This is a genomic window from Enterobacter sp. FUJ80071 (genome assembly GCF_038739915.1).
GTDB lineage: Bacteria > Pseudomonadota > Gammaproteobacteria > Enterobacterales > Enterobacteriaceae > Enterobacter > Enterobacter kobei.
On the sequence record NZ_JBBXKH010000001.1, the window covers coordinates 2,835,847 to 2,855,727 of the forward strand.

At 52.6% G+C, this 19,881-nt stretch carries 20 protein-coding genes and 1 pseudogene; 4 read left to right on the forward strand and 17 right to left on the reverse strand.

Annotated elements, in window-relative coordinates:
* Positions 1–132: 132 nt before the first annotated feature.
* The 17 genes and pseudogenes from AAER43_RS13820 to AAER43_RS13900 form a co-directional block, all read right to left on the reverse strand.
* Positions 133–522 carry a S24 family peptidase gene (locus AAER43_RS13820; protein ID WP_342701976.1) on the reverse strand — a complete coding sequence of 130 codons (390 nt, stop codon included), beginning with the start codon at positions 520–522 and terminating at the stop codon, positions 133–135.
* Positions 523–598: 76 nt separating this feature from the next.
* Complete coding sequence (ltrA, locus tag AAER43_RS13825; protein ID WP_342701978.1) at positions 599–2,086, reverse strand: group II intron reverse transcriptase/maturase; 1,488 nt, start codon at positions 2,084–2,086, stop codon at positions 599–601.
* A gap of 450 nt (positions 2,087–2,536) precedes the next feature.
* Positions 2,537–3,847 carry a phage tail protein gene (locus tag AAER43_RS13830; RefSeq protein ID WP_342701980.1) on the reverse strand — a complete coding sequence of 437 codons (1,311 nt, stop codon included), beginning with the start codon at positions 3,845–3,847 and terminating at the stop codon, positions 2,537–2,539.
* Positions 3,848–4,535: 688 nt separating this feature from the next.
* A complete protein-coding gene (locus AAER43_RS13835; protein WP_342701981.1) occupies positions 4,536–8,390 on the reverse strand; it encodes a DUF1983 domain-containing protein in 3,855 nt (1,284 codons plus the stop codon).
* Positions 8,391–8,399: 9 nt separating this feature from the next.
* Positions 8,400–8,927, reverse strand: coding sequence for a tail assembly protein (locus AAER43_RS13840; protein WP_023234680.1), 528 nt, complete (start codon positions 8,925–8,927; stop codon positions 8,400–8,402).
* Positions 8,870–9,589, reverse strand: coding sequence for a C40 family peptidase (locus AAER43_RS13845; protein ID WP_025913433.1), 720 nt, complete (start codon positions 9,587–9,589; stop codon positions 8,870–8,872). The genes AAER43_RS13840 and AAER43_RS13845 overlap by 58 nt, the downstream gene beginning before the upstream one ends.
* On the reverse strand, positions 9,589–10,293 hold the full coding sequence (locus AAER43_RS13850; RefSeq protein ID WP_039025419.1) for a phage minor tail protein L: 705 nt from the start codon (positions 10,291–10,293) through the stop codon (positions 9,589–9,591). The genes AAER43_RS13845 and AAER43_RS13850 overlap by 1 nt, the downstream gene beginning before the upstream one ends.
* A 36-nt stretch (positions 10,294–10,329) precedes the next feature.
* The gene (locus tag AAER43_RS13855) at positions 10,330–10,680 is read right to left on the reverse strand and encodes a phage tail protein (RefSeq protein ID WP_057058261.1); all 351 of its coding nucleotides are present in this window, start codon (positions 10,678–10,680) and stop codon (positions 10,330–10,332) included.
* Positions 10,681–10,682: 2 nt separating this feature from the next.
* A complete protein-coding gene (locus AAER43_RS13860) occupies positions 10,683–14,105 on the reverse strand; it encodes a tape measure protein (RefSeq protein WP_342701985.1) in 3,423 nt (1,140 codons plus the stop codon).
* A gap of 63 nt (positions 14,106–14,168) precedes the next feature.
* Positions 14,169–14,765 carry a hypothetical protein gene (locus tag AAER43_RS13865; RefSeq protein WP_052135636.1) on the reverse strand — a complete coding sequence of 199 codons (597 nt, stop codon included), beginning with the start codon at positions 14,763–14,765 and terminating at the stop codon, positions 14,169–14,171.
* Between the two features lie 107 nt (positions 14,766–14,872).
* Positions 14,873–15,547 (reverse strand): DUF6246 family protein, encoded by a 675-nt coding sequence (locus AAER43_RS13870; protein WP_110820191.1) that lies wholly within the window; start codon positions 15,545–15,547, stop codon positions 14,873–14,875.
* A gap of 57 nt (positions 15,548–15,604) precedes the next feature.
* A complete protein-coding gene (locus tag AAER43_RS13875; RefSeq protein WP_110820190.1) occupies positions 15,605–16,348 on the reverse strand; it encodes an Ig-like domain-containing protein in 744 nt (247 codons plus the stop codon).
* A gap of 63 nt (positions 16,349–16,411) precedes the next feature.
* Positions 16,412–16,795: a hypothetical protein gene (locus AAER43_RS13880; RefSeq protein WP_110820189.1), complete on the reverse strand. Its 384-nt coding sequence runs from the start codon at positions 16,793–16,795 to the stop codon at positions 16,412–16,414.
* The gene (locus AAER43_RS13885; protein WP_110820188.1) at positions 16,792–17,160 is read right to left on the reverse strand and encodes an HK97 gp10 family phage protein; all 369 of its coding nucleotides are present in this window, start codon (positions 17,158–17,160) and stop codon (positions 16,792–16,794) included. The genes AAER43_RS13880 and AAER43_RS13885 overlap by 4 nt, the downstream gene beginning before the upstream one ends.
* 2 nt (positions 17,161–17,162) lie before the next feature.
* A complete protein-coding gene (locus tag AAER43_RS13890) occupies positions 17,163–17,519 on the reverse strand; it encodes a hypothetical protein (RefSeq protein WP_023330659.1) in 357 nt (118 codons plus the stop codon).
* A complete protein-coding gene (locus AAER43_RS13895) occupies positions 17,519–17,692 on the reverse strand; it encodes a hypothetical protein (protein ID WP_039266643.1) in 174 nt (57 codons plus the stop codon). Before AAER43_RS13895 ends, AAER43_RS13890 begins: the two co-directional genes overlap by 1 nt.
* 263 nt (positions 17,693–17,955) lie before the next feature.
* A pseudogene (locus AAER43_RS13900) lies at positions 17,956–18,555 on the reverse strand (replication protein P); the annotation flags it as partial.
* 70 nt (positions 18,556–18,625) lie between these two features.
* Between AAER43_RS13900 and AAER43_RS13905 the strand changes: the two are divergent.
* From AAER43_RS13905 to AAER43_RS13920, 4 genes are read left to right on the forward strand one after another with little or no spacing between them, the layout of a single operon-like run.
* Positions 18,626–18,847 (forward strand): TraR/DksA family transcriptional regulator, encoded by a 222-nt coding sequence (locus tag AAER43_RS13905; RefSeq protein ID WP_342702032.1) that lies wholly within the window; start codon positions 18,626–18,628, stop codon positions 18,845–18,847.
* Complete coding sequence (locus AAER43_RS13910) at positions 18,847–19,302, forward strand: hypothetical protein (protein WP_342701986.1); 456 nt, start codon at positions 18,847–18,849, stop codon at positions 19,300–19,302. The genes AAER43_RS13905 and AAER43_RS13910 overlap by 1 nt, the downstream gene beginning before the upstream one ends.
* Positions 19,265–19,504 carry a DUF4222 domain-containing protein gene (locus AAER43_RS13915; protein WP_271095241.1) on the forward strand — a complete coding sequence of 80 codons (240 nt, stop codon included), beginning with the start codon at positions 19,265–19,267 and terminating at the stop codon, positions 19,502–19,504. Before AAER43_RS13910 ends, AAER43_RS13915 begins: the two co-directional genes overlap by 38 nt.
* 9 nt (positions 19,505–19,513) lie before the next feature.
* The gene (locus tag AAER43_RS13920) at positions 19,514–19,825 is read left to right on the forward strand and encodes a hypothetical protein (RefSeq protein ID WP_045346712.1); all 312 of its coding nucleotides are present in this window, start codon (positions 19,514–19,516) and stop codon (positions 19,823–19,825) included.
* Positions 19,826–19,881: the final 56 nt, after the last annotated feature.

Sequence of the window (19,881 nt, forward strand, 5' to 3'; positions counted from 1 at the left end):
GCTTCGATCCGAAATCTCCCAAATTTTGCGTAGCTCCTTCCAGTTTCGCAACACGCAGCTTTACGCCTACCTCAGCCATCAGCATAATCCCCACCGATCCGTTTGTAAGACTTATCAGGTGCTCACTTATTCTTACATCACCGGGCGGTCGTCGAACTCACCAGAACGCGCATCGTTGATGCTGTAGGTGATCACCCCAAACACCGGACGCGATGTATCCGACACATCGTCTTTCAACGGTAACGACTCCCTCCTTCCATTTTCAGGGTTTTCCAGACAAGGCTGCGGATGCGTCCTGTAACGCATAATCCTGAACTCACCGTCTATAGCGCACACCAGAAGAGAACCGTCTTTTGGTGTCAGCGACGAGTCGACGATAAGCATTGCGCCCTTCATTATGCCAGCTCGCAGGTATGTAGAGCCCGCTATCATCATGTACGTGGCTGCCGGATGCGCGATAAGCCGCTTGTCTAGCGATATGCGCTCTTCTACATAGTCTGCTGCTGGAGATGGGAATCCCATGTTCTGCACCTCTTTAGTGTCGCGGTAGGGATACCCGTTACCGGATACCCCCCGCACAGATCCCGGCGTGCGCGATTTACGCACCGGGCTCCTGCCTCGGGTGTCTGGCGGTGAACCGCTCCACAGGCCATGGATGAAGAACCCGAACCCTTGGTAGCCATGCGGCTGCCAGTTTGTTTGCTTTCGTCCAGGTCGTATCATCCTTCTGGCTCCTGCGCCTGAGCGCCCGGCGCCAGAGGTTTGTTACGTGTGTCCTGAACTTCTGCATGGTGGGGAAGTTGCCCGGTACCGAGTGATAGTTCAGGTATCCCTGAACCACTCTCCTGAGCCATTTTCCCTGTTCGGGGATTGAGTAATGCCAGCGCCTTCGCAGACCGTCTTTGATGGCTTTCAGAGTTGCCGTCATCCGATCCCGGCGGGTCTTTCGTATCAGCATGAACCTGCCGTTGCGATCTTTCCCGCTGATGTGCGTGAACCCGAGGAAGTTGAACGTTTCTGGTTTGCCTTTTCCCCTGATGGCACGGTTTTCGGCAGCGAAGCGGCCGAACTCCATCAGACGGGTTTTCTCCGGGTGAACCGTGAGTCCGAACTCCCTCAGTCTGCGCTGCATGGCTATACGGAAGCGCCGGGCATCGTATCGTTTGTCGAACCCGATGACGATGTCATCGGCGTATCTGACCATTACCACATTGCCTGTGGCATAGCGACGTCGCCACTGATGCGCCCACAGATCGAAGATGTAGTGGAGGTATATGTTTGCCAGCAGCGGTGAGATGACCGCACCCTGTGGGGTGCCTTCCTCCGTTGCTCGCCATTGACCCTCCTCCGACGTCCCGGCTGTGAGCCACTTACGTATGAGCCTGATTACCCTCCGGTCGCCGATCCGATGCTCTGTGAACCTGATCAGCCATTCGTGGCTCACCCTGTCGAAGAACTGACTGATGTCGGCATCCAGTACCCAGTTTACGTTAGTGCGTACCAGCCCTGTGGCCAGTGCGTCCAGTGCATCGTGCTGGTTTCGCCCGGGTCTGAACCCGTATGAGAACCCCATAAAGTCGTTTTCATAGACTGCGTTCAGGATTTTCACCAGCGCATACTGGACGATCTTGTCCTCCAGCGAGGCGATGCCGAGCGGGCGTTGTTTTCCATCCGCTTTTGGGATGTAGTGACGCCTGCCGGGCTGCGCCCTGTAGCTGCCCTGATGTAGCCTCCGGTGCAGATCTGTTATGTTGTTCTTCATGTTTCCGGCGTAGTCCATCCACCTGATGCCATCCACTCCGGCGGCCGCTTTCCTGCTCAGGGAGAGGAATGCGGCTTCCAGTGCTTCGACTGTCAGCAGGTGGAACAATGCTGTAAACCGTTCTTTCTTCCGCTGCTTCGCAGCTTCCCGCACGCGTGACAGCCTCTGTGACATGCTTTCCCGGCTCTGTGTCCGGCGCATGTGTGGCTGTTCCGCGTTCCCCTTGGCCCCGCTCCTTCGCTCCACTGACTCCGCTCCTTTCGGGTTGTTCGCCTGCTTCGCCGCTACTATGAGCGAGTCCGACTTCTCCTCTCCGTACATCACCGGCTATGACTCCTCGTCTTCCCGGTGCGGGCCATCTCCGACACTGGCAGATGGTCAGAGGGGAGATCTCCCGGTTCCCGCGTAGAGATCGTATTGACATGCCAGGGTCTCAGACCCCGCCGGGTCCATGTGGCACTCGCAGTATCGCACCCTATGATGTTGCCTTCCGTTAACAGTACAACGTCGGCACCCGGTAATTTAATATACATTTCGTGGCTCAATGGCTGGCCTGTCAACACCCCTGTCAACGCTTCGCCCCATACCTCGCGGTATGCAACGCATGACTCGGGGACCTTGTGGATTGCTGGTCCTTCAATGGTCGGGGACTTTCACCCCTTGATCTCTACCGGTCTCCCGGCGCACACTGTTTATACATACAGTACTATTAAAGGAGGTGTAGATCTATTTGGGTTCGCCTATTAATTTTTAAGGCTGAATTTCGGCAGGTTGTCACTGGAGTTCGAGAGAAGAACCGGAAACTTTGGTGTTCCAGATGCTATCCGCTGGCATATCCAGACGAACATCGATCCAGCTGTTCGCCGGGACGTCAATCGGTTCACCTTTGGTTTTGATGACCTCACCTTCATCGCTCAGGATATATTTTCGCTTGAAAAGACGGATTGTCAGCTCGCCGCTATCGGTTTGTTCTGCCTCAACCACTCCCAACTCTCCCATGCCGCTAGGGTCAATTGGCGGCAGTAATTGCCAGCCTGATGAGGCAAGACCAGCCGAACCGGTGAGCATGTAAACCCCAACATCGAGGCGGGAAATGGTTATTCCCTCCGCCTCGGCGTTCGCCGTACCACAGCCGCACCAGACAAAGCCTGGTTCATCAATATCAGTGCGCTGGTTTTCCTCCTTGGTTTTCACGATTCTGGCGACTGGTGAGGCCGCTTTCAGAGTACCGTCTGATGCTTTAGTGGTGTTAGCCTCTGTATACACTTTCACCCATGAAAAAGTATTATTAGCGGTCCCGCTTTTTATATAAGCGCTCCCTATTCTACTCCATACAAAGGCAGTAACTGACGGAGAACCATCATATGCAGCCTGGATTCCTACCCCTCCCTGAGTATCAGGTGCATATTGAGTTCCGCCAGTGTAGCGAAAAACACCTGTTGTCATACTGGCAAAGGAAGATAAGTGCCTTGCTGAAGCAAATCCTAACGAACCGGCATCAAGAAGCTTTCCTCCATCCATACCGGGAAGCATCTGCTCTGATGTTGCAACATCACGTGTAGCGCTACTTCCTAAACCGAGGTTTGTGCGACTGCCTTCTGCCGTTGTTGCCCCGGTGCCACCCTGCGCAATAGAAAGCGCAGTAGTGAGCCCTTTCAGCTCCGTGATATCGCTATTTGCCCCCTTTCTGGCAAGTGCACCTATGCCCGGAATATTTACGGAAGAGCCGTTGATAGTAACGGTGATAGTCTGGTTTGCGGATGTGGTAGCGAACGTCTCCCAGGCGCCGATATTCTCATCATACTCTTTGATGAGCTGCGACATCGCCTGCGCCAGGCCGTCGACAGAGATATTGTCTGATATCAGAATGCCATACTTCTGGCCGCTCAGCGCCGGGGAAGCGGTAGGCGTAACCGTCATTGACGTGGCGCTGTTCACGGATGAAATCTGGAACAGCTGCACCGGGTTAGACATGACAATAATCGTCTGGCCAGCGCGAACCTGGCTGGCGGGTGCCGTCCAGTTTGTACCCGTCCCGGTGGCGGTATTTCCATTAATGGCGATGGTGCCGGTGTTATAAATCATATTTTCTCCAGGTAATAAAAAACCCCGCAGGAGCGAGGTTGATTTAATTAGGCAGTGTATTCAGACGTACATATCGGGGATAACTGGAAGCGAAATAGGCGTAACGCCTTCGTTTGCCAGCTGACGATCAGACCATCCAACATAAGCCCCCCTCCCAGCCCTAAGAGAACCGTTCTGCATAACCAAGCCGTAATGGTAGTGATAAATACGACCACCACTGTAGCTGGGAACCCTCATACCAAATCGGCCAACTGGGATATATCCCCCACCAGGTACCGCTTGTAATGTTGTAGAAGGTACAAAATTAACACCAAGATAAACGAACGGGCGGCGCGAAGTTGAGAAGGTACATTGCCCAGCCGCATTATATATATTAAGACCTGGATTTGCAGGAACCGGTGAGATACCTCCAGCAAATATAACAACATCGACAGTTCCGCTCATAGGCTGATCACCAGTGTTTGATCCGTCATTCAAAAATAGAAGTCGGTTTCCGTCATAATCTAATGTATAAGGGCTGTTCCACTTACAACAGACTAGATATTTTTTGCGATCAAATCCTCCAATGGCGGGGCAGTGGTGCCATGAACTTGACCACAAACTTCAGCGAATTGGTTCTCCTTCGAACTGTGTAGCTAACTATTAAAAATAACAGCAGGCAAGTAGCTTACCCGCCTGCTGTTACAAATCAAGAGAATGCGCCGCTACCACGAGACACTAAGATCGTCACTGATGACATGTTAGCGGTTACTACGTTGTTACCGCTAATACTAATTGTTATTGTGACAACACCTGAATAAACTGACCCTCCGACAGTTATCGTTTGAAGTGCGTTTGTACCTTGATTATATCCAGCGACGTTTGCATTGGCTCCATTAATTGTCACAATAGGTATTGAAGACGACTGACAGTTAATAAAAAGTAAAACGTTGCGCTTATGGTAAAGAGTAGACGTATCTTTGTATGTATAAGTAAATGTCCGCGATCCTTGCTGCCAACTCTGGTTGACAACGTAGGTATTCATATTTGCAACGTCGCCAACAAAATTTTTCGCTTCAATAGTACCAGAAAACTGACCGTCTGTGGCATATACAGTACCTTTAAACTCCCCGTTGGTTGCGTATACGGTCCCACGAACAGTTACGTTGTTGAACGTCGCGTAGCCTGACTTGTTGATGTGCCAGCCAACGTTCCCCGTGCCGTCCCAGGTTGTGGACTGGATGTAGCTGCCGATTTTGGCGTTCTCAATGGTGCCGTCCTGGATGAAGCTGGCCCGGATGAATGTCTGCCCGTTCTGGATCACGAACGGCAAGGCCACGCTGTTACCGGCTGCCGTGGTGACGGCGAAGCGATCAGCCAGGAAGATAACCTGCGACTGCATACCAGAAGGAGTGTTCTCTACTCCGATCCCCATCCCTGCGGCGTAATACTGCCCGTTAGCGGCCACGCCAACTTTGATGTTATACATCGCGCTGATGTTGCCGTTGATGTCAGCCACCGCATTAGCGGTTTGCGTGATAGCAGCGGTCTGTCCATTCACCGTTACGGTCAAAGAATTGATTTTTGTTGCAGATGCCTGAGTGAAGTCAGCCAGGGTTTCGGTGAGATCAGTTGCGTTGGAAATATTGCCACCGGCAGATGCATCCAGCGTAACAAGAGCACGGGCAACTGCCGAGCTGCTATCAGCAATCGTTGTGTCGATGCGGTCGATGCTTGCGCTGTTTCCGGCATTAGTCACGGTTTGAGAACGGCGGGAAGTGACCTGCGCCAGTCCGTTTTGGATTATGGCGATAGCCGAGTTTTTCACTCCTCCTGTCATGCCGTCCATAGATACACTGATGCTGTCGATTCTCTGGCCAAGCGCGGTATCAGCCGTCGCCACGGTCTGCTCAAGCTCAGAGAGAGAAGACGACACTTCACCAACCGTGCTCGAAAGTTCATTAACGCTGGTCTGAACCTGCCCGATGTCCTGCGCGTTTTGGGCTATTTCCTGCGCCTGCAGCTCAAGGTTGTCGGCATTCTGTTTGATGTCGTCAGCCATGCCAGCAATTTTTTCATTGCTGTCCACCGCGTTCTCGATCAGATCTTTGAACGTATCGGAGCCTTTCATGTCCTCCAGGATTGCATCGGTGATATCACTGAAGTCGTCTGTTGGTTTTCCAGAAGCCTCTACAAATCCTGAAACGCCAAATGCATTACGAGTTCGAACATAAACGTAATAAACATGGTCAAACTTAAGTTTTTGGATGGTCCACTGATTGCCACGGCCAAGGAATTGAGCTTTATTCTCAATGTCGTCGGACAATGGAATCGGAGTCTCACCTGCGTACCAAAATTCAAAAGAAGTATCAGATGTGGCAGTAACAGACATGACCGGAACTAAAGTGGCCTGAAGTGGGCCAGGTATCCACTGAACCGAGTTCGGGGGCTTAGGCGCTCCGATAATCAGGCTTACCTGAGTCTCGGCACCTTTCATTCCGTTTTCATTTCGACCGCGAACGCCCAGCGTATAGCTGCCAGCACTCAGACCATAAAACTCATACCGGAACTGGTCAGTTTCGTACTGAGATACCAGCTTCCCATCAGCACTGTAGATGTACAGCTCAAACACCAGTTTTTTAGTAGTGGTTGCCGTCCCCCACGTTGCTGTAACCTGGACGGTCTCGGTGTTTGTGTTCAGGATTCGCAGGTTTTCCACGTTAGGCACGCGGTAGCCGTTCAGCGTATCGCTGGGAACTTCAAACACTGCACCCTCGTCAACAATGGCCTGCTTATTTGGATCGTGCTGGGAGGCGCTAATGCTGTAGACAGAGTTATTTTCTGTTTCGGCAACGCTCAGAATCCTGAAAAGGCGGATCGCCACGCTCGCGGTGGAAATGGCAAATACGGTGCCTGTCCTGACCCAGTCCGGGGTTGTTTTTAGGGTAACACTATTCCCTGCAACACCATCAATTTCGTAGCGTACAAACTTACCATCTCTCCCCATAATCGACATAGTGGAGCCGTCTGTTACTACCGAGGAATCAACCGCGTCAACCGTTATCACCCTCCCGGAATGAGAAACAATTCTCCCCCCGAGGCGAGTTCCTGCGTAGTCATTATCCATGACCTCAACGATATCACCCGGCGTGAAGTGGATGGCATCGCGTGCCATCTGGAAAGACAGTCTGCTGCTTTCACGCTTTGCTGTTTCCAGCAGCCATTTACCTGCCCGCCATGCCTGTCCGCGAGAGGTGCAGCCAAACGCCTCCAGAGTGGTTTCGTTGTAGTTCCCTTTGGCTATCATCTCATCGTCGGAAACGTACTCTTTCACCTGCTCCCATCCGTTGTCGGGGTCAGTCCAGGACACTACAACCGCATTGTATTTCTCTGAACGCTTTACAGAGCTTCGTTTGAACTCGCCATTCACAACGTTGGCGTTCGTGATTGTCGCAATCGGATCCTGTGGAGCGTCCAGCATTACGGACAGGCGCAGGCCGTCCCACAGCGCAATGCCACGGAACATGCTCGCTATCTTGTCGAGAATGTCTCGCGCGCTCGCCTGCTCTGTGATGTAGGCGTTGAGCGTCATGCGTGGCTCTTTGCCGCCATACCCATCATCTACAAGCTGATCGCAATATTGCGACAGAATGTAGAGTGCGCCATCGTCAACATCGATGTATCCGGCGCGTTTCGCCAGGCCAAATCGGGTGTTTTTCGCCAGCTCACGGAACAGCCACGCCGGGTTGTTAGTCCATGCCTTTTTGAAGCCCCCCGTCCACAGCCCGGAGTAAGTTCTGGCAATTGGCTCGTAGTTATCCGGTACGTCAACGATCAGCCCGCGAAGATGATATGTGCGGCTCGGCGTGTCGGTGTACTGGTCACGGTCGATGACTGAGCCGGCAACAGCAGAGAACGGATAGCTAAGGTTGTCGTCGGTGATCTCGCTGTAGCTGTTCCAAACAGTCCCGTTTGACAGCAAATCGCTGCTGCTGTCAGGCGTAATGCGGCGAACGCGGATATCAAACGGTTTGGTGTCGGGGGCATCAATGACGTGCGCCTCAAGGTACTCGCCAGAGATTTTCCCTGTAATCGTCACCGTCTTCTCCATGACCCAGCCCGACGAGCCAGTTCTGGTCTCGATAACCATCGTTACAGAGGTGTTTTTCTGGTTACCCTTGGAGTCCTGCTCCATGAGCCCGGTGACGCCGATGTTAAAACGAACGCGGGTCACGTCCTGATCTGTCACGGTTCTAACCAGCGGGGTATCGTAAGTGACCTCAGTGTTAACAATGGTCGTCGCTTCGATTGCAGAGAAGCCGTTGATTGGCTCCTGAGTTTCCGATCCAGGTCGCCAGGCAACACTAATGCCGTTCACGTTGACATTGCCGTTCGAGTCAGTGATAGGCGTCTTATTCAGCTTGAATGAAGACAGGTGCTCCTGATCCACCGGGCCAGCGATTGGCCCCTCAGATATCAGATCCAGTACCCGATAGAATTGTTTTGATTTGAGGTTATCGTCGAGGAGTTTGGGGGTTGATGCTTTGCCGCCACCTGAAGACATAATGCCACCTTAGCTAATAGATTCCGTCCAGTCCTGGTTGTTGCTTGTGTCGATACCGAGTGAAATTACGTTCGAACCGACCTCCATTTCTCCCAGTAGGAGTGGCACCGCGCGCCCCTGCCCCACTCGGTTCTCAGCACTGGTAAATGAGTTATTTGTGAGCGTATTGGTCTCTGCGGCTTCTGCGGAGGTTTTGGTCTTCATGTTGCGTGACATGTAAACCGAATAAGCTATAGACGCTACGCTAACGGCAACCGCAATCCATGCGGCCGCAGCGGCGGTGATCGCCCCCTCCACTACCGGCACGAACAGGACCACTGAGCCATCTTTAAGGTGGCGGTCCATATGCCATTGCATCGCAGATGCCTCAATATCCTCGCCCGCTACCCGCACACGCAGCTTTGTATTGAGAAAGGCTTTTTTGAATTCGAAATCCTGCGCCAATAGGAGGCGTAATCCCTGCGCGGGAGTATCAACGTTCAGGGATATCTGGCGGTAAAATCGGCGTAGACTGCCTGCAAATTTAAAGATGAGCACTGTTCGTGTCTCCAGATTGAGTGCGTCTGCTTGATGTATGCCGGGCGCATTTGTTCTCGTCTGCTGAGGTGTCCGGCATGGTCATGGTGAAGAACCAGGTTGTCATGAAGGAGAATCATTGAGTGGCATGGGTCGGCGCCGGGGAATGGCTGCCTGATAATGACGTCGCCTGGTTGTGCATCCTGCATGGACACCTGATAGAAGCCATTGACCGCCATATTGGCGATATATAGATTCTCTCCTCTCAGCCACCATCCATTAGTCCTCACGAAGTCCGGCAGATCGATGCCGCAAAGGTGGTATGCGTCCCGGAAAAGCGTGTAACAGTCCATAATGCCATGCTCGAACTTGCGCCCCAGCAGATGCGGAACAGGCCTGAATTTCCTCAGTTGCCCGCCAGATGCGAGCCACCATGGCAGCCCCGTCATCAGCTGCATCTGCCGATCGGCACCAGAAAGCGCTAGCTGGCTTTGCGGGTGCGAATGGAAGACCGCTGTAATTTCCCCTTCTTCCTCCGCTGCAAGCCAGTCATCGTCACGTATGCGGAAGTGATGCCAGGGCTCCGGATGCACATTCCGACAGCGAAACACTTGCACGTCATTCAGGATTAGCGCACACACTTCATCCTGCGACGATGCCGCATAATCGAGTAATTCCTGCATCAGGAGACCTTTTGAGAGCCAGGGAAACTGCTTATAGGCATTGGTTCAGGGCGGGGATAGCGGAACCGGCAACCGGTACGACGGTGAGAGCACTTGTCTTTCGCAGGGTCAGTGGTTGGGTTGTCGCGTTCATCTGCAACAGGCGGTCCGTCATAGCCGCACCCGACGCCGCGATACTGCCACTGGCACACATCGGCGAGAATGGTACGGGCCGGGATGATGGCGTTGTCGCAGTCAATCGGTGTCGCCAGCGTGTATGTCACCTGCTCGAAAGTCTCCTCTGTCATCTCCTCGACAACGTAGCGGGACACCGCCTCCTGTGTCGGGTCCGCGTCAGGGTTCCCGTTCGGGAAATTTACCGCGTCCAGGTACTTCACCGGAACCTGTCTTCGGGTGATGACTACTCCCAGCATGTCATCAAAGTCATGGTTGATGCCAGTCAGTAAACCGGTAACGTTCGCCACCGCCATAGACGGGCGGGCGTAGGTGCCTTCGTTCTTTGACTCGAATCCCTCCACCGCTATCGGATATGCCTGGTACTGGTTACCTTTCCAGATAACGTTGCCGTAGTAGCCGTTCGTTCCAGAATGGAAGCGGATAAGGTCACCGCCGTATGGCTGCAGGTCTGCTTCAAAAAGGTCGATGAAAGCCCCGACTCCCGCATCGACACTATCGATAATTAAATTCACTGGTATGTCGCGCACGGCAAACTCCCATTTAAAAAGCCACCCTTGGGTGGCTTATCTTGGCACTTGTTCAAATGTGGCCGTTAGTTCGTATAGCGGCCCGGTCTTTGTCATGCTCCATGATCGGCAGACAAATAGCTTCCGTACTCCAGTATCAGATGGCGTCCAGTAGAACGCTTCAACGGCCATTCGCGCTATAAGGAAAGCATTGGCCTCCTTAGCCGCATTTGGCCGATTGCAGCTACCGTCTACCCCCTTGAACGTCAGAGAATACTTGGCCATTAGTGTGTTTATACCCTTCGTTTGGCGCTGCTCATAACCATCACCAAGCTTAACAACAGCGACATTAGGCGTCCGTTCTGCCGAGTAGCCTTTCTGTGGTGACCAGGTAAATATCTCTGGCACGATTACCTCCGTAGTAATCCATTCGGACGCTGCTGGTCTCGGATGGTGTTCAGGCTTACCTGCTTCATCATCTGCGACATCTTCGCCATGGTGGCATCATCAATGCCACCAGTTGTGTTTATTTCAAAGGTGATGTGCTGGACGAAGCTACCGCCATCACTGCCACCACCGCCCATATCCCGGTTGCTAATCACCCGCCCATTGTCACCCGGTATCATGTACTGACTGCCGTTGCTGGCCTGGTAGATTTCTGGCTTCCCGCCTTCACCCACTCGGTACATTGAGTTGGCGCTGACGGGTCCGCCGTGCTCGCGGGCGCCAGCAACCGCCATCCCTTTAGCTGCCAGGAGTGAGCCAGCATAGGCCGTCTGACCAACAGCAGCAGCACTCCCCATTGTTGCAATAGAAGCACTCATTGCCGCAGGAGCCCATGCCGAAGCAGCAACAGTGGCCTGAGCCATCGTGGATGCAAGTGATGCAGTCGCAGCGGCCTGCCCCATTAACTGACTCTTGGCCCACTCGATCCCCATCTGAACCAGACTACCGACAACGCTGTTGAGAATTGTCGTGCCAATGTTGGCGAAGGACTCCTGCAGGCTTTGGGTGCCGTTAATCAGACCGGTAATGGCATTAGTTGCGCCACTCTGAAGGGAGTCTACAGCGTCAGCAATGAGCTGGTTGGTGGTGCTCTGATTGCGATAGATTTCCCATTGGGCAGCGATACGGGCCTGCTCGTATTGTGTATTGGCAGCATTCATCAGTTCGAGGCCACGTTGAGTGATTTGGCCCTTTTGCGTTTCAAACTGTTGAATGAGAGCCAATTGCTGGGCATGCTGGTTTTCCAGCTGCTGAACAGGATCAATCTCACCCAAGGCTGATTGTTGCGGAGTAACTACCTGTTGAGCTCGAATCTTAGCCAGATTTACCTGGTGATTTTCCTCCAAACGTTCGGCAGTTTTATTGTACTGATCCTGGTTAATCTTCTTGGCTGCCAAGGCTGTTTTAAGGTCCTCAACATCCTGCTTATAGCTGGCGTTTTCGCGCGCTTCCGGCAGGAGTTTCTCGGCGGCGGCCTGAGCCTTGAGAGCGTTTGCGGTATCCCATTTTGCAGCGGCATACTGCCCGGCCAACTCGAGATCTTTTTGAGTTGCTGCTGCACCCAGGGATTGCTGGGCAGTAAGGATGGTCTGCTCACGACTGAGTTGTTGCGTAGAACCGGCTGCCAGTTCTGCTTGCTGCTTTAGGTTCGCCAGCTTCTGAGCAACAGATTCAGCAGAAGACGCTGATTTTTTCCCCTGCTGCTCACTCTCTTGTTGAGATTTTTTTCTGGCTTCTTCTGACTTCTCTAAATCATAATTTTCAGCAGCCAGCCTGCCAGCTGCAGAGATTTGATTCTGATTGTCAGTGACCTTGGCAGCCTGCATCCTGGCTTTGGCTATCGCCCGCTCTCTCTCGTCCTGAATTTTAAGTAATTCATTCTGCTCTTCCAGAGTAGCGATAACTTTATCGCCCTCCTTGGTCGCGGGAGATATCTGCAGCGCTTTGGGGTCGAAGCTTTTTCCGGCCTGATTGGCTCGGTTTATTTCATCAGCCGTCTCCCCAAAGGCTTTCGCTACCGCACCCTGAACTTGCTCAAGAGACCAGGATTTTTCGATGAGTTGATCATGAACGCCCATCGCCGTAAGCATGTTGTTCGTGAGTGTGCGAGTCGCCTCAGACGCGGTTTCTTCTGTCCGGGATAATTTATCCTTTGCGGCCTCAAGATCTCGCGTCTTGCGAGCCAGTTCATCAGACACCTCCGCCTGTTGACGGGCGAAATCCGCACCTTGCCCCATAGATTCAGCAACTTCCTGCGCTGCCGGGGTAAAGTTCTGATATCTGTCTCTCAGCGAGTCAACTTCACTCTGCAGATCTGCTACATCCTCTTTCTGAGCTCGAATAGAATTATTGGCATCTGCAATAGCCCCACGCAGCTGCGTGTTCGACATTGCATTCATGGCGGCGTTGAGCTTATCCAGACCATCGGCGAAGGCGATAGCCTCCTCTTTTGCCTGCTGGGCTTTCTGCCAGAAATAGAAGATCGCTCCGGCAGCGAGCATAGCCGCCCCCGCTGGACCACCTATGAGGGCAAGAGCATTACGAGCAAGTCCAATACCAGCAGATGCTGCACGTGCCGCCGCCGCCGCCCTTGCTGATGCGGCAGCCTGGACTGTTTCAGCCTCAGTAAGAGCGAGAGATACGGTAGTTGCCCGAGTTTTTGCAGCTATTAGGGCATCAAGCGCTAACATTTCAGCAGCGCTACCTTTGGCCACGTTATATTCAGCCTGGGCCAGAGCGAGAGACGAAAGAGCAGCCTCTTTATCAGCCAGAGCCTTACGCTGAGCAGAATTAGCGGCAACCAAAGCTGCTTGTGCCGCCTGACTCTCTGCAACAGCCTGCTTACGAGATGCTGCGATATCAGCGATTTTCGCGGAGGTAGCCATGGTCAGAGCGCCGACATACCGCGCGCCCATTACGCCAGCAACAATCGTGAGCGTAGTGCTGAGAGCGTCCAGGTTTTCACTGAGATAAATTACTGAATCACTGAATATTTTTACGCCAGTTTTTACTGTGGCATTCTCGCCAAAGAATTTCGTGATATTGTTGTTGGCAATTTCAAGAGACTGGCTGATCGTCGCAGTAGTTTTAGCGAACTCCTGTCCAATTTTATCGCCCTGAGAGAGCAGGCCATTAACGATCACCTCAGTGGTTAACTTGCCCTCTGCAGCCATGTTTCTGAGCGCCCCGATGCTGACATTCATAGAGTCAGCCAGAGCAATCATGAGCCGGTTCCCCTGCTCGTTCACAGAGTTAAATTCATCACCCCTCAATGCTCCGGACGCCAGCCCCTGAGCAAGCTGAATGATTGCATTGCTTGCCTCCTCGGCTGTTGACCCTGACACCACGAAACCCTGGTTAATAATGGTTGTCAGCCTGGTAATGTCCTCTACACTGACGCCATAACTTCTTGTTGAACGCTCCAGACGCGCATAGAGTGTGGCCGTGGCATCAAGACCTGAGCGAGTCTTTTGAGAGATGTCAAAAACACGCTCTGTGACATCAGCCAGCGTTTCAAACGGCGGTACGGAATCCCTGACGGCATTTGCCAGTTTATTGCTGAGGTCCTGCCATGCCTGAGCATATGCGCCAACCTGCTGGACAGAAAGAGCGGCAATGAGCGCTTTCGCGACGCCAGTTAAGCTGGACATAGTGCCTTCAATCGAAGACAGAGAGCGTTCGGTGCGGTTTAAACCAGCCTCAAGACGGCCCATACTCCCATTGAGGCCATTCAGCGCATCATCAATATCCCGACGACCTTGAAGAAGGCGAGCCGTGTCCATATCCACTTCGTAAACGATCGTTCCAGCGCTGACGGTACCAGCCATATTGTTTTCTCCTGGCAATAAAAAACCTCGCCTGAGCGAGGTTTGATATGGTTTTATTGTTGGTTAGTTGCAGGTGTTTTCCCATGAGTCATTAAACTCCTGGCTATCGTCATCTATTACGGAGTGCCCGTTGGTAGATATATACCTTGAATTACCTGCATAAGCGCCGAAACTATTTTTTGCATTTACGTACCCACAAACTGCACCACCCTTGCCGATCTTCTCCCCAGAGAACTCAGCAGATGATGAGTCTTTGAGCAATCCCTTCACTGACTCTTTTGCATCGTAGTATCGGATTGCACGCCCCTCCTCCTGAGCTGTTTCTTGTTTTTTTAAGTCGCTCTTCAGGTCTTCATATTGCTTTCTTTCCGCGTAAGCATCACCAAAAATAGGGGTTTGGGAGTTGACCCAAAAAAGAAATCCCACATTGGCAGCTAATGATACAGCCAAAAAACCAACGGCGCAGAATCGTAAAGTTCCACGCCTCTCCGCCTGTGTAAGACGGGAATTAAACGCCGCCTTCTCGCCTATTTTTCCAAATCCAAAGCCAATGATAATGAAAGTTGCAATTATGAAGACGAGAGATAGTGGCTCTCTTGCTGCGAAGGTGCATGTAATTACTAATGCAATAAAACCCAGCGCCACAAATATCTTGTTCATATCCCTATTACCCTTTGGTAAAAATGAACATCCTACCCAGGAATAGCACAGGCGCAACGGAAAAGGATGATTTATTGTTCTCAGGGTATCGTTGTATAGAAGGTCGGTTACTTCTTTTTCGCATTCTCGCGTCGAACTGCCTGTTTAGCCAGATATTCGTCGGCGATGCTGTCGTACTCTTCGCGAGTAAAGCCTTTCTGGTCAGGATATTTAGCCGCCAGCAGCATCTGAAATTCGGTCATCGTTAACTGAGAGGCTTCAGTGCGGTTCATTCCGAAGTGGCTGCGAGCTGCGCTGATGTAGTCGAATGCTTTAAACTCTGTAGTGCGCTTGCCTGTTTCATGGCGCTGCAACTGGCGAACCTTGGCTTTTCCGACGATGCCGTGCTGCATGAGGTGCTGCGCCAGCACGATGATGTCGTTCTTCGGCATCTGTCCCGGTCGGTATACGACGCAATGCCGCCATCCCTTCCATTCGCCGATCATAGGCGTCAGGTCTTCCTCGCAGCACGCCTGAAGCACCAACATGCACGTTGATAAAAGCTTCTCAGTAGCGCGGTTGAATGATGGAGATAGCCATTCAGGAAATCCTCCCAGCGTGCCAGCGCACACATCAATTAGCTGAGCGACATCATTGCCGTGTATGGTGGCGTACGCCTGCACAATCTCTTCCGGAGTGCCGATCCTCGTCATAGCCTCGAATGAAGGCCGTAGCAGGTAATCTTTCCCGCCTTCTCGGCTGTCGCTGATGGAGAGTTCGCCAATATCGGTTAAAGCGGTCATAAGCCTTCCAGTAAACGGTCATTATCAAGGGCAGCACGCCGCCCTTTGTAATGTCCGTTAGGAAACGGTAACCGTATGCACGGCCACAAAATTGCCGTCTACAGTGTTGATGATGATCTGCGCGCTGCCGGTGGCGACACGCGTCACGGTAACGGTGTTGCCGGATGCGGTAGCCGTTGCCTTTGTCGCATCGGTAGTCGCTACAGTGAAGTCTTTGTTGGTTGCGCCTGTTGGTGCGATATTCACCGTGAAGGTACTGGTGCCGCCTGCAGTGCCAGTGCTGGTTGTCGGCGTTACCGTCACGCCAGTCACGGCAACCGCAGTGATTTCGTTCACTTCGATGGTGCTTGCATCGCCGACTTTGAACTCGGTAGAGAACGTGACGATATCGTTGGTACCACCGTCAGAACTCAGCGCGTTAATGTTCATGTAGCCGATAAATTCGATCGGGCCGTAGTCCATGCGCACCCAGATGCCAGGCTGGCGCTTGGCCTTCAGCTCGTCAGCGAAATACTTGATGAACTTGCCGACACCGTACTGGTCCAGCTTGTCCTTCTTACGCACTTCACCTTCAAAGCTCAGGGTAAAGTCACTGTTGGTGATGATGGTCTCGACATAGCCGCCGCCGTCATCCGCATCAGAGGTAACCGAGTTCGGGTTGAAGTCGAAGCCCTTCGACGTACCAGCGGCCAGCGCCATCCACTCACCTTCGAGTGGCTTGACGTCCGGGCAGCCATCGGCGACTTCCAGCACGACCGCACCGCCGAACAGGCGCTCGTTCGAGTTCTGGCAATTAGCCATGTGAAACTCCTCTTTGACGTATAAAAGAAAAACCGCCGGAGCGGGTTATTTGGTTGGGAATGGCTAGTCGCCAAACGTGCATGCAAATTGCAATCGGAAGACTATTCGCCCTTCTTCTGTGAGCACCGGCGCGGGAATTGCGCCCATGTTCTGGATGTAGCCGACACACTCGTCAGCCATGGGGTTGGCCTGGATGTAATCGACGATGCGCTGCACGGCATTGAGCGCGTCTTTGCGCTTGTCCTTCGCGCCTACGACATCAACCAGGACGTGATACTCAGAGCCGAGGTCAGTACGGATATTCGAGCCGCCGTTTGGCCTGAACACCATGATCGCTTTCGACAGGTCGCCGGGGTCATCGTACATCAGCTGCTGCACTGTGAAACCCGCAGTTAGCCCGGCATCGACGAACATGTTTCTGACCCGCTCATGCATCATTGGTGTCATAGTGAAAGCTCCTTACGCACAACATCATCGATGGCAGAGCGCTCCTCTTCAAATCCAAGGGTGAGGAATTCTTTTTTAGCAGTTGAGCGACGGAACCTCTGCGGGTTGCCAGGGTCATGAACATAAACGGCATAGTTGGTCGAGTAACCAACCCTGCCTGTGATTACAGCTCCGTCAGTTACTATTTCGCGAAACTGGCTATTCAAAAGTGCTGAGGTATCGATCGGCGTGTAAAGTGCCGCTCTAGCCGCCCCAAGAATCATCGCAGACTGGAGCGCTCGAATGATTTTCCTACCCTGAATATCATTCAGAATTCGGTCAATATTGAGCTCAACACGTGCCGCGCCGCGAACTTTTATGCCCATGGCTACACTCCCGTAATTATCGCCCAGTCATCTTCGAGACCGTCGAGAGTATCGTTCCAGCGCGTCACGTGACGCACTTCATCGGCACCGGCCACGACCGGGTCTGGTTCAGTGCTCACACCAATAAGAATGTAATCGCCCTCATCGGCCAGCGCATAAGCTGTAAAGAAGGTGTTTTTTACGACAACCTCTTTACCGATTGATCCGAGCTTTGCTGACAGGCCGCCGATGTAGTCGCACATGATGGTTTCAGGTGGTTCGTATGGGTCGACAGGATCGCCCCACTCGTCATTACCACCTGCACCTTTGCGCCATATCGTGCACGGCTTGTTGTATGACCATGAAGCAGTAGACGACATCAGCCCTCCTTCCAGCGCAGCACCTTTGCGCCTGTCGCCCGGATGCGCGGGCAGTTGATGAACCACTCGCCGTCCGATTTCACGTAGCCGGTAGTCTCCCGCCCGGTGTCGGTCATCACCCAGACGCGGGTGAATGAGCGTGGCAGGCCGTGCTTAACTGATTTCCAGTTCATGAATTGCGCCCAATAAAAAACCGCCCGGAGGCGGTTGGTCGTTTGAAGTCTTGTTATCTGCCATGGTTTCGGTGATAACCGAACCTCACCTCTGCTGATTTTCTTGCCGCAGCGGCATCAAGAAGGTTATCGAATGAGCCAAGAGACACATCCTCTCCTTCATCGCCAATGGTGCTTTTCCAGGTTCCATATCGCTTATCCCACCTAACGCCGATAATCCCAGATGAATTTGACGAAGGAGTTTTACGATTTCTGGCATTACCCTCAGCATCGACGAGACGCAGATTGGATATCCTGTTATCCCGCTTATCACCGTTAATGTGGTCGATAAAGATTTCTGGGTGCTCATTGTAGTGAATCGCCCAGACAACACGATGAAGCCTGTAGCATCGCTTATTAAGCTTGAATACCAGGTATCCCCTGCGATTCTGAACCCCTACAACAGTGCCAGCATAGCGAGTGTTCCAAATTTTAGAATCTCGCTCGCTTTTGAAATGCTCTAAAGCGCGGGGCTTCCATTTAACAACGCCAGTAAGTGCATCGTAATCAAGCAGCTTTCGCAGGTAGTCCACAGGAAGATTTTTTTCTGTGCAGATACCTGCATCAACCTGCGCCATGGTGTGGATCCCGTTCTCCTGAAACGCCAGCAGCCACTGACGTCGGAATTCGTTCAGGTCATCCTGGGTGCGGAAGTTCGCCATGCTGGCCGGGAACGCGGCGCGCAGCTGGTTGAACAGGCCGTTGAATACCTGAGCTACCTGCTCAACTGGAGCGCGCTCCTGGTACTGCTCTGGCAGGTTATGGGCCATGCGGCTCATCTGCTCGCGGTCGTGGTTACGCATCTGCTCTGCAAGAGATTTCATCGCATCACCTCATAGGCCCAGTCAGTGTTGTTGAAGTCCAGATCCGGCTTAGCGGCCGGTTTGCCGCGTACTGCCGCCTGCTTGTTCTGATACCGCAGCAGAGATTGAAGAGCTTCAGCGTAACGCTGCCCTTTCCGCTCACCGAGTAAACCGCAACGCCGTATCAGCTGAGCGTTGTGAAGAATGCGACGAACCAATCCCCGAGCCGCGGCACGCTGCCGTTCCCGGCTGTCAGACCTGCGCGGAGTGCCAGATCGTGAAAGAACTAAAGAAAAAACAGAGGGGGCTGTAATGTTGCAGCATCAACAACAACCAACCTTCAATACCTGCATGGCTACATGCGTAGCTATGGTTGCTGGTCAGCCAGTCGATGAAGTTGTGGCTCGTTGGCAGCAGGCATTCCACGACAAAACAGACTGGCTCGACGATGCGCTGGACTATTACAAAATCCCGTATTTCTATGGCAGCCAGCGCAAGGCTGAATTGCTTTATGGTTTTATTTATTTCCTTACGGTTCCATCACTAAACATAACTGGTGGGCTACATCAGATTCTCATCTCGCTGACGGCGGAGCGGGGAATTGAAGTTTTCGACCCCGTAAAAGGCAGACCAGGAGCTAAAAGCTACGTTTACGGTGAGACGGAATCAGAAGATGAGGTTTCACTGATTTCCTGGTGTATTGACCTTTCAATACCGGTGGTACAACAAAATGTTCCAGCTAATTCAACGGGGTCAGATTTACGCTGACCAGCACGGTTGGCCCGTCATCATCCACAGCTGCACTTCACAGATAGTCCGCTACTGGCGACAGGGCCGGATCAACACCTCTTCAATCGACCGTTTTAACAATGATTTTGAGCACCTCGATCACCGTGAGGCGGCGCAGATACGTGCCGAACTGGAGACGAGCGAGCACATAAAATCGCTGCGTGCCAAACGCGCGGCATGAGGAGAGATTATGAAGGAATTACGTTTTTATGGTGCAAGCGATGACCTTTTCGAATGTAAAGGCGCTATTCGCGAGGAAATTGGCTGCCTTAACAAGCCTGCCATATATCACCTGAAATCTGCTGAGGGTGAAATGCAAGTAGTCGGCTATTACCTTGACTCCGGTTTGTGGAGCGTGGGTGTCAGCCAAATTGCAGAAGACGTGCCGCTGCCAGCATGGCCAGTGCAATATCAGGTTTATGAGCATGGGTATAGCCCATTGCTCACCCTTCATGTTCCTGATGACACAGCCCTCGTTCAAGACGATGAAGAAGGCGACTGACGTAACTGATAGCCAGTTATGAGCTGGCTATTGGGTGCGAAAGCACTGCTCCGTTA

Coding starts and splice junctions, on each gene's coding strand:
- AAER43_RS13820 (WP_342701976.1), bottom strand. CDS start 522: ATGGGATTCCCATCTCCAGCAGCAGACTATGTAGAAGAGCGCATATCG.
- AAER43_RS13830 (WP_342701980.1), bottom strand. CDS start 3,847: ATGATTTATAACACCGGCACCATCGCCATTAATGGAAATACCGCCACC.
- AAER43_RS13835 (WP_342701981.1), bottom strand. CDS start 8,390: ATGTCTTCAGGTGGCGGCAAAGCATCAACCCCCAAACTCCTCGACGAT.
- AAER43_RS13845 (WP_025913433.1), bottom strand. CDS start 9,589: ATGCAGGAATTACTCGATTATGCGGCATCGTCGCAGGATGAAGTGTGT.
- AAER43_RS13860 (WP_342701985.1), bottom strand. CDS start 14,105: ATGGCTGGTACCGTCAGCGCTGGAACGATCGTTTACGAAGTGGATATG.
- AAER43_RS13865 (WP_052135636.1), bottom strand. CDS start 14,765: ATGAACAAGATATTTGTGGCGCTGGGTTTTATTGCATTAGTAATTACA.
- AAER43_RS13870 (WP_110820191.1), bottom strand. CDS start 15,547: ATGACCGCTTTAACCGATATTGGCGAACTCTCCATCAGCGACAGCCGA.
- AAER43_RS13875 (WP_110820190.1), bottom strand. CDS start 16,348: ATGGCTAATTGCCAGAACTCGAACGAGCGCCTGTTCGGCGGTGCGGTC.
- AAER43_RS13880 (WP_110820189.1), bottom strand. CDS start 16,795: ATGACACCAATGATGCATGAGCGGGTCAGAAACATGTTCGTCGATGCC.
- AAER43_RS13885 (WP_110820188.1), bottom strand. CDS start 17,160: ATGGGCATAAAAGTTCGCGGCGCGGCACGTGTTGAGCTCAATATTGAC.
- AAER43_RS13890 (WP_023330659.1), bottom strand. CDS start 17,519: ATGTCGTCTACTGCTTCATGGTCATACAACAAGCCGTGCACGATATGG.
- AAER43_RS13895 (WP_039266643.1), bottom strand. CDS start 17,692: ATGAACTGGAAATCAGTTAAGCACGGCCTGCCACGCTCATTCACCCGC.
- AAER43_RS13910 (WP_342701986.1), top strand. CDS start 18,847: ATGTTGCAGCATCAACAACAACCAACCTTCAATACCTGCATGGCTACA.
- AAER43_RS13915 (WP_271095241.1), top strand. CDS start 19,265: ATGTTCCAGCTAATTCAACGGGGTCAGATTTACGCTGACCAGCACGGT.
- AAER43_RS13920 (WP_045346712.1), top strand. CDS start 19,514: ATGAAGGAATTACGTTTTTATGGTGCAAGCGATGACCTTTTCGAATGT.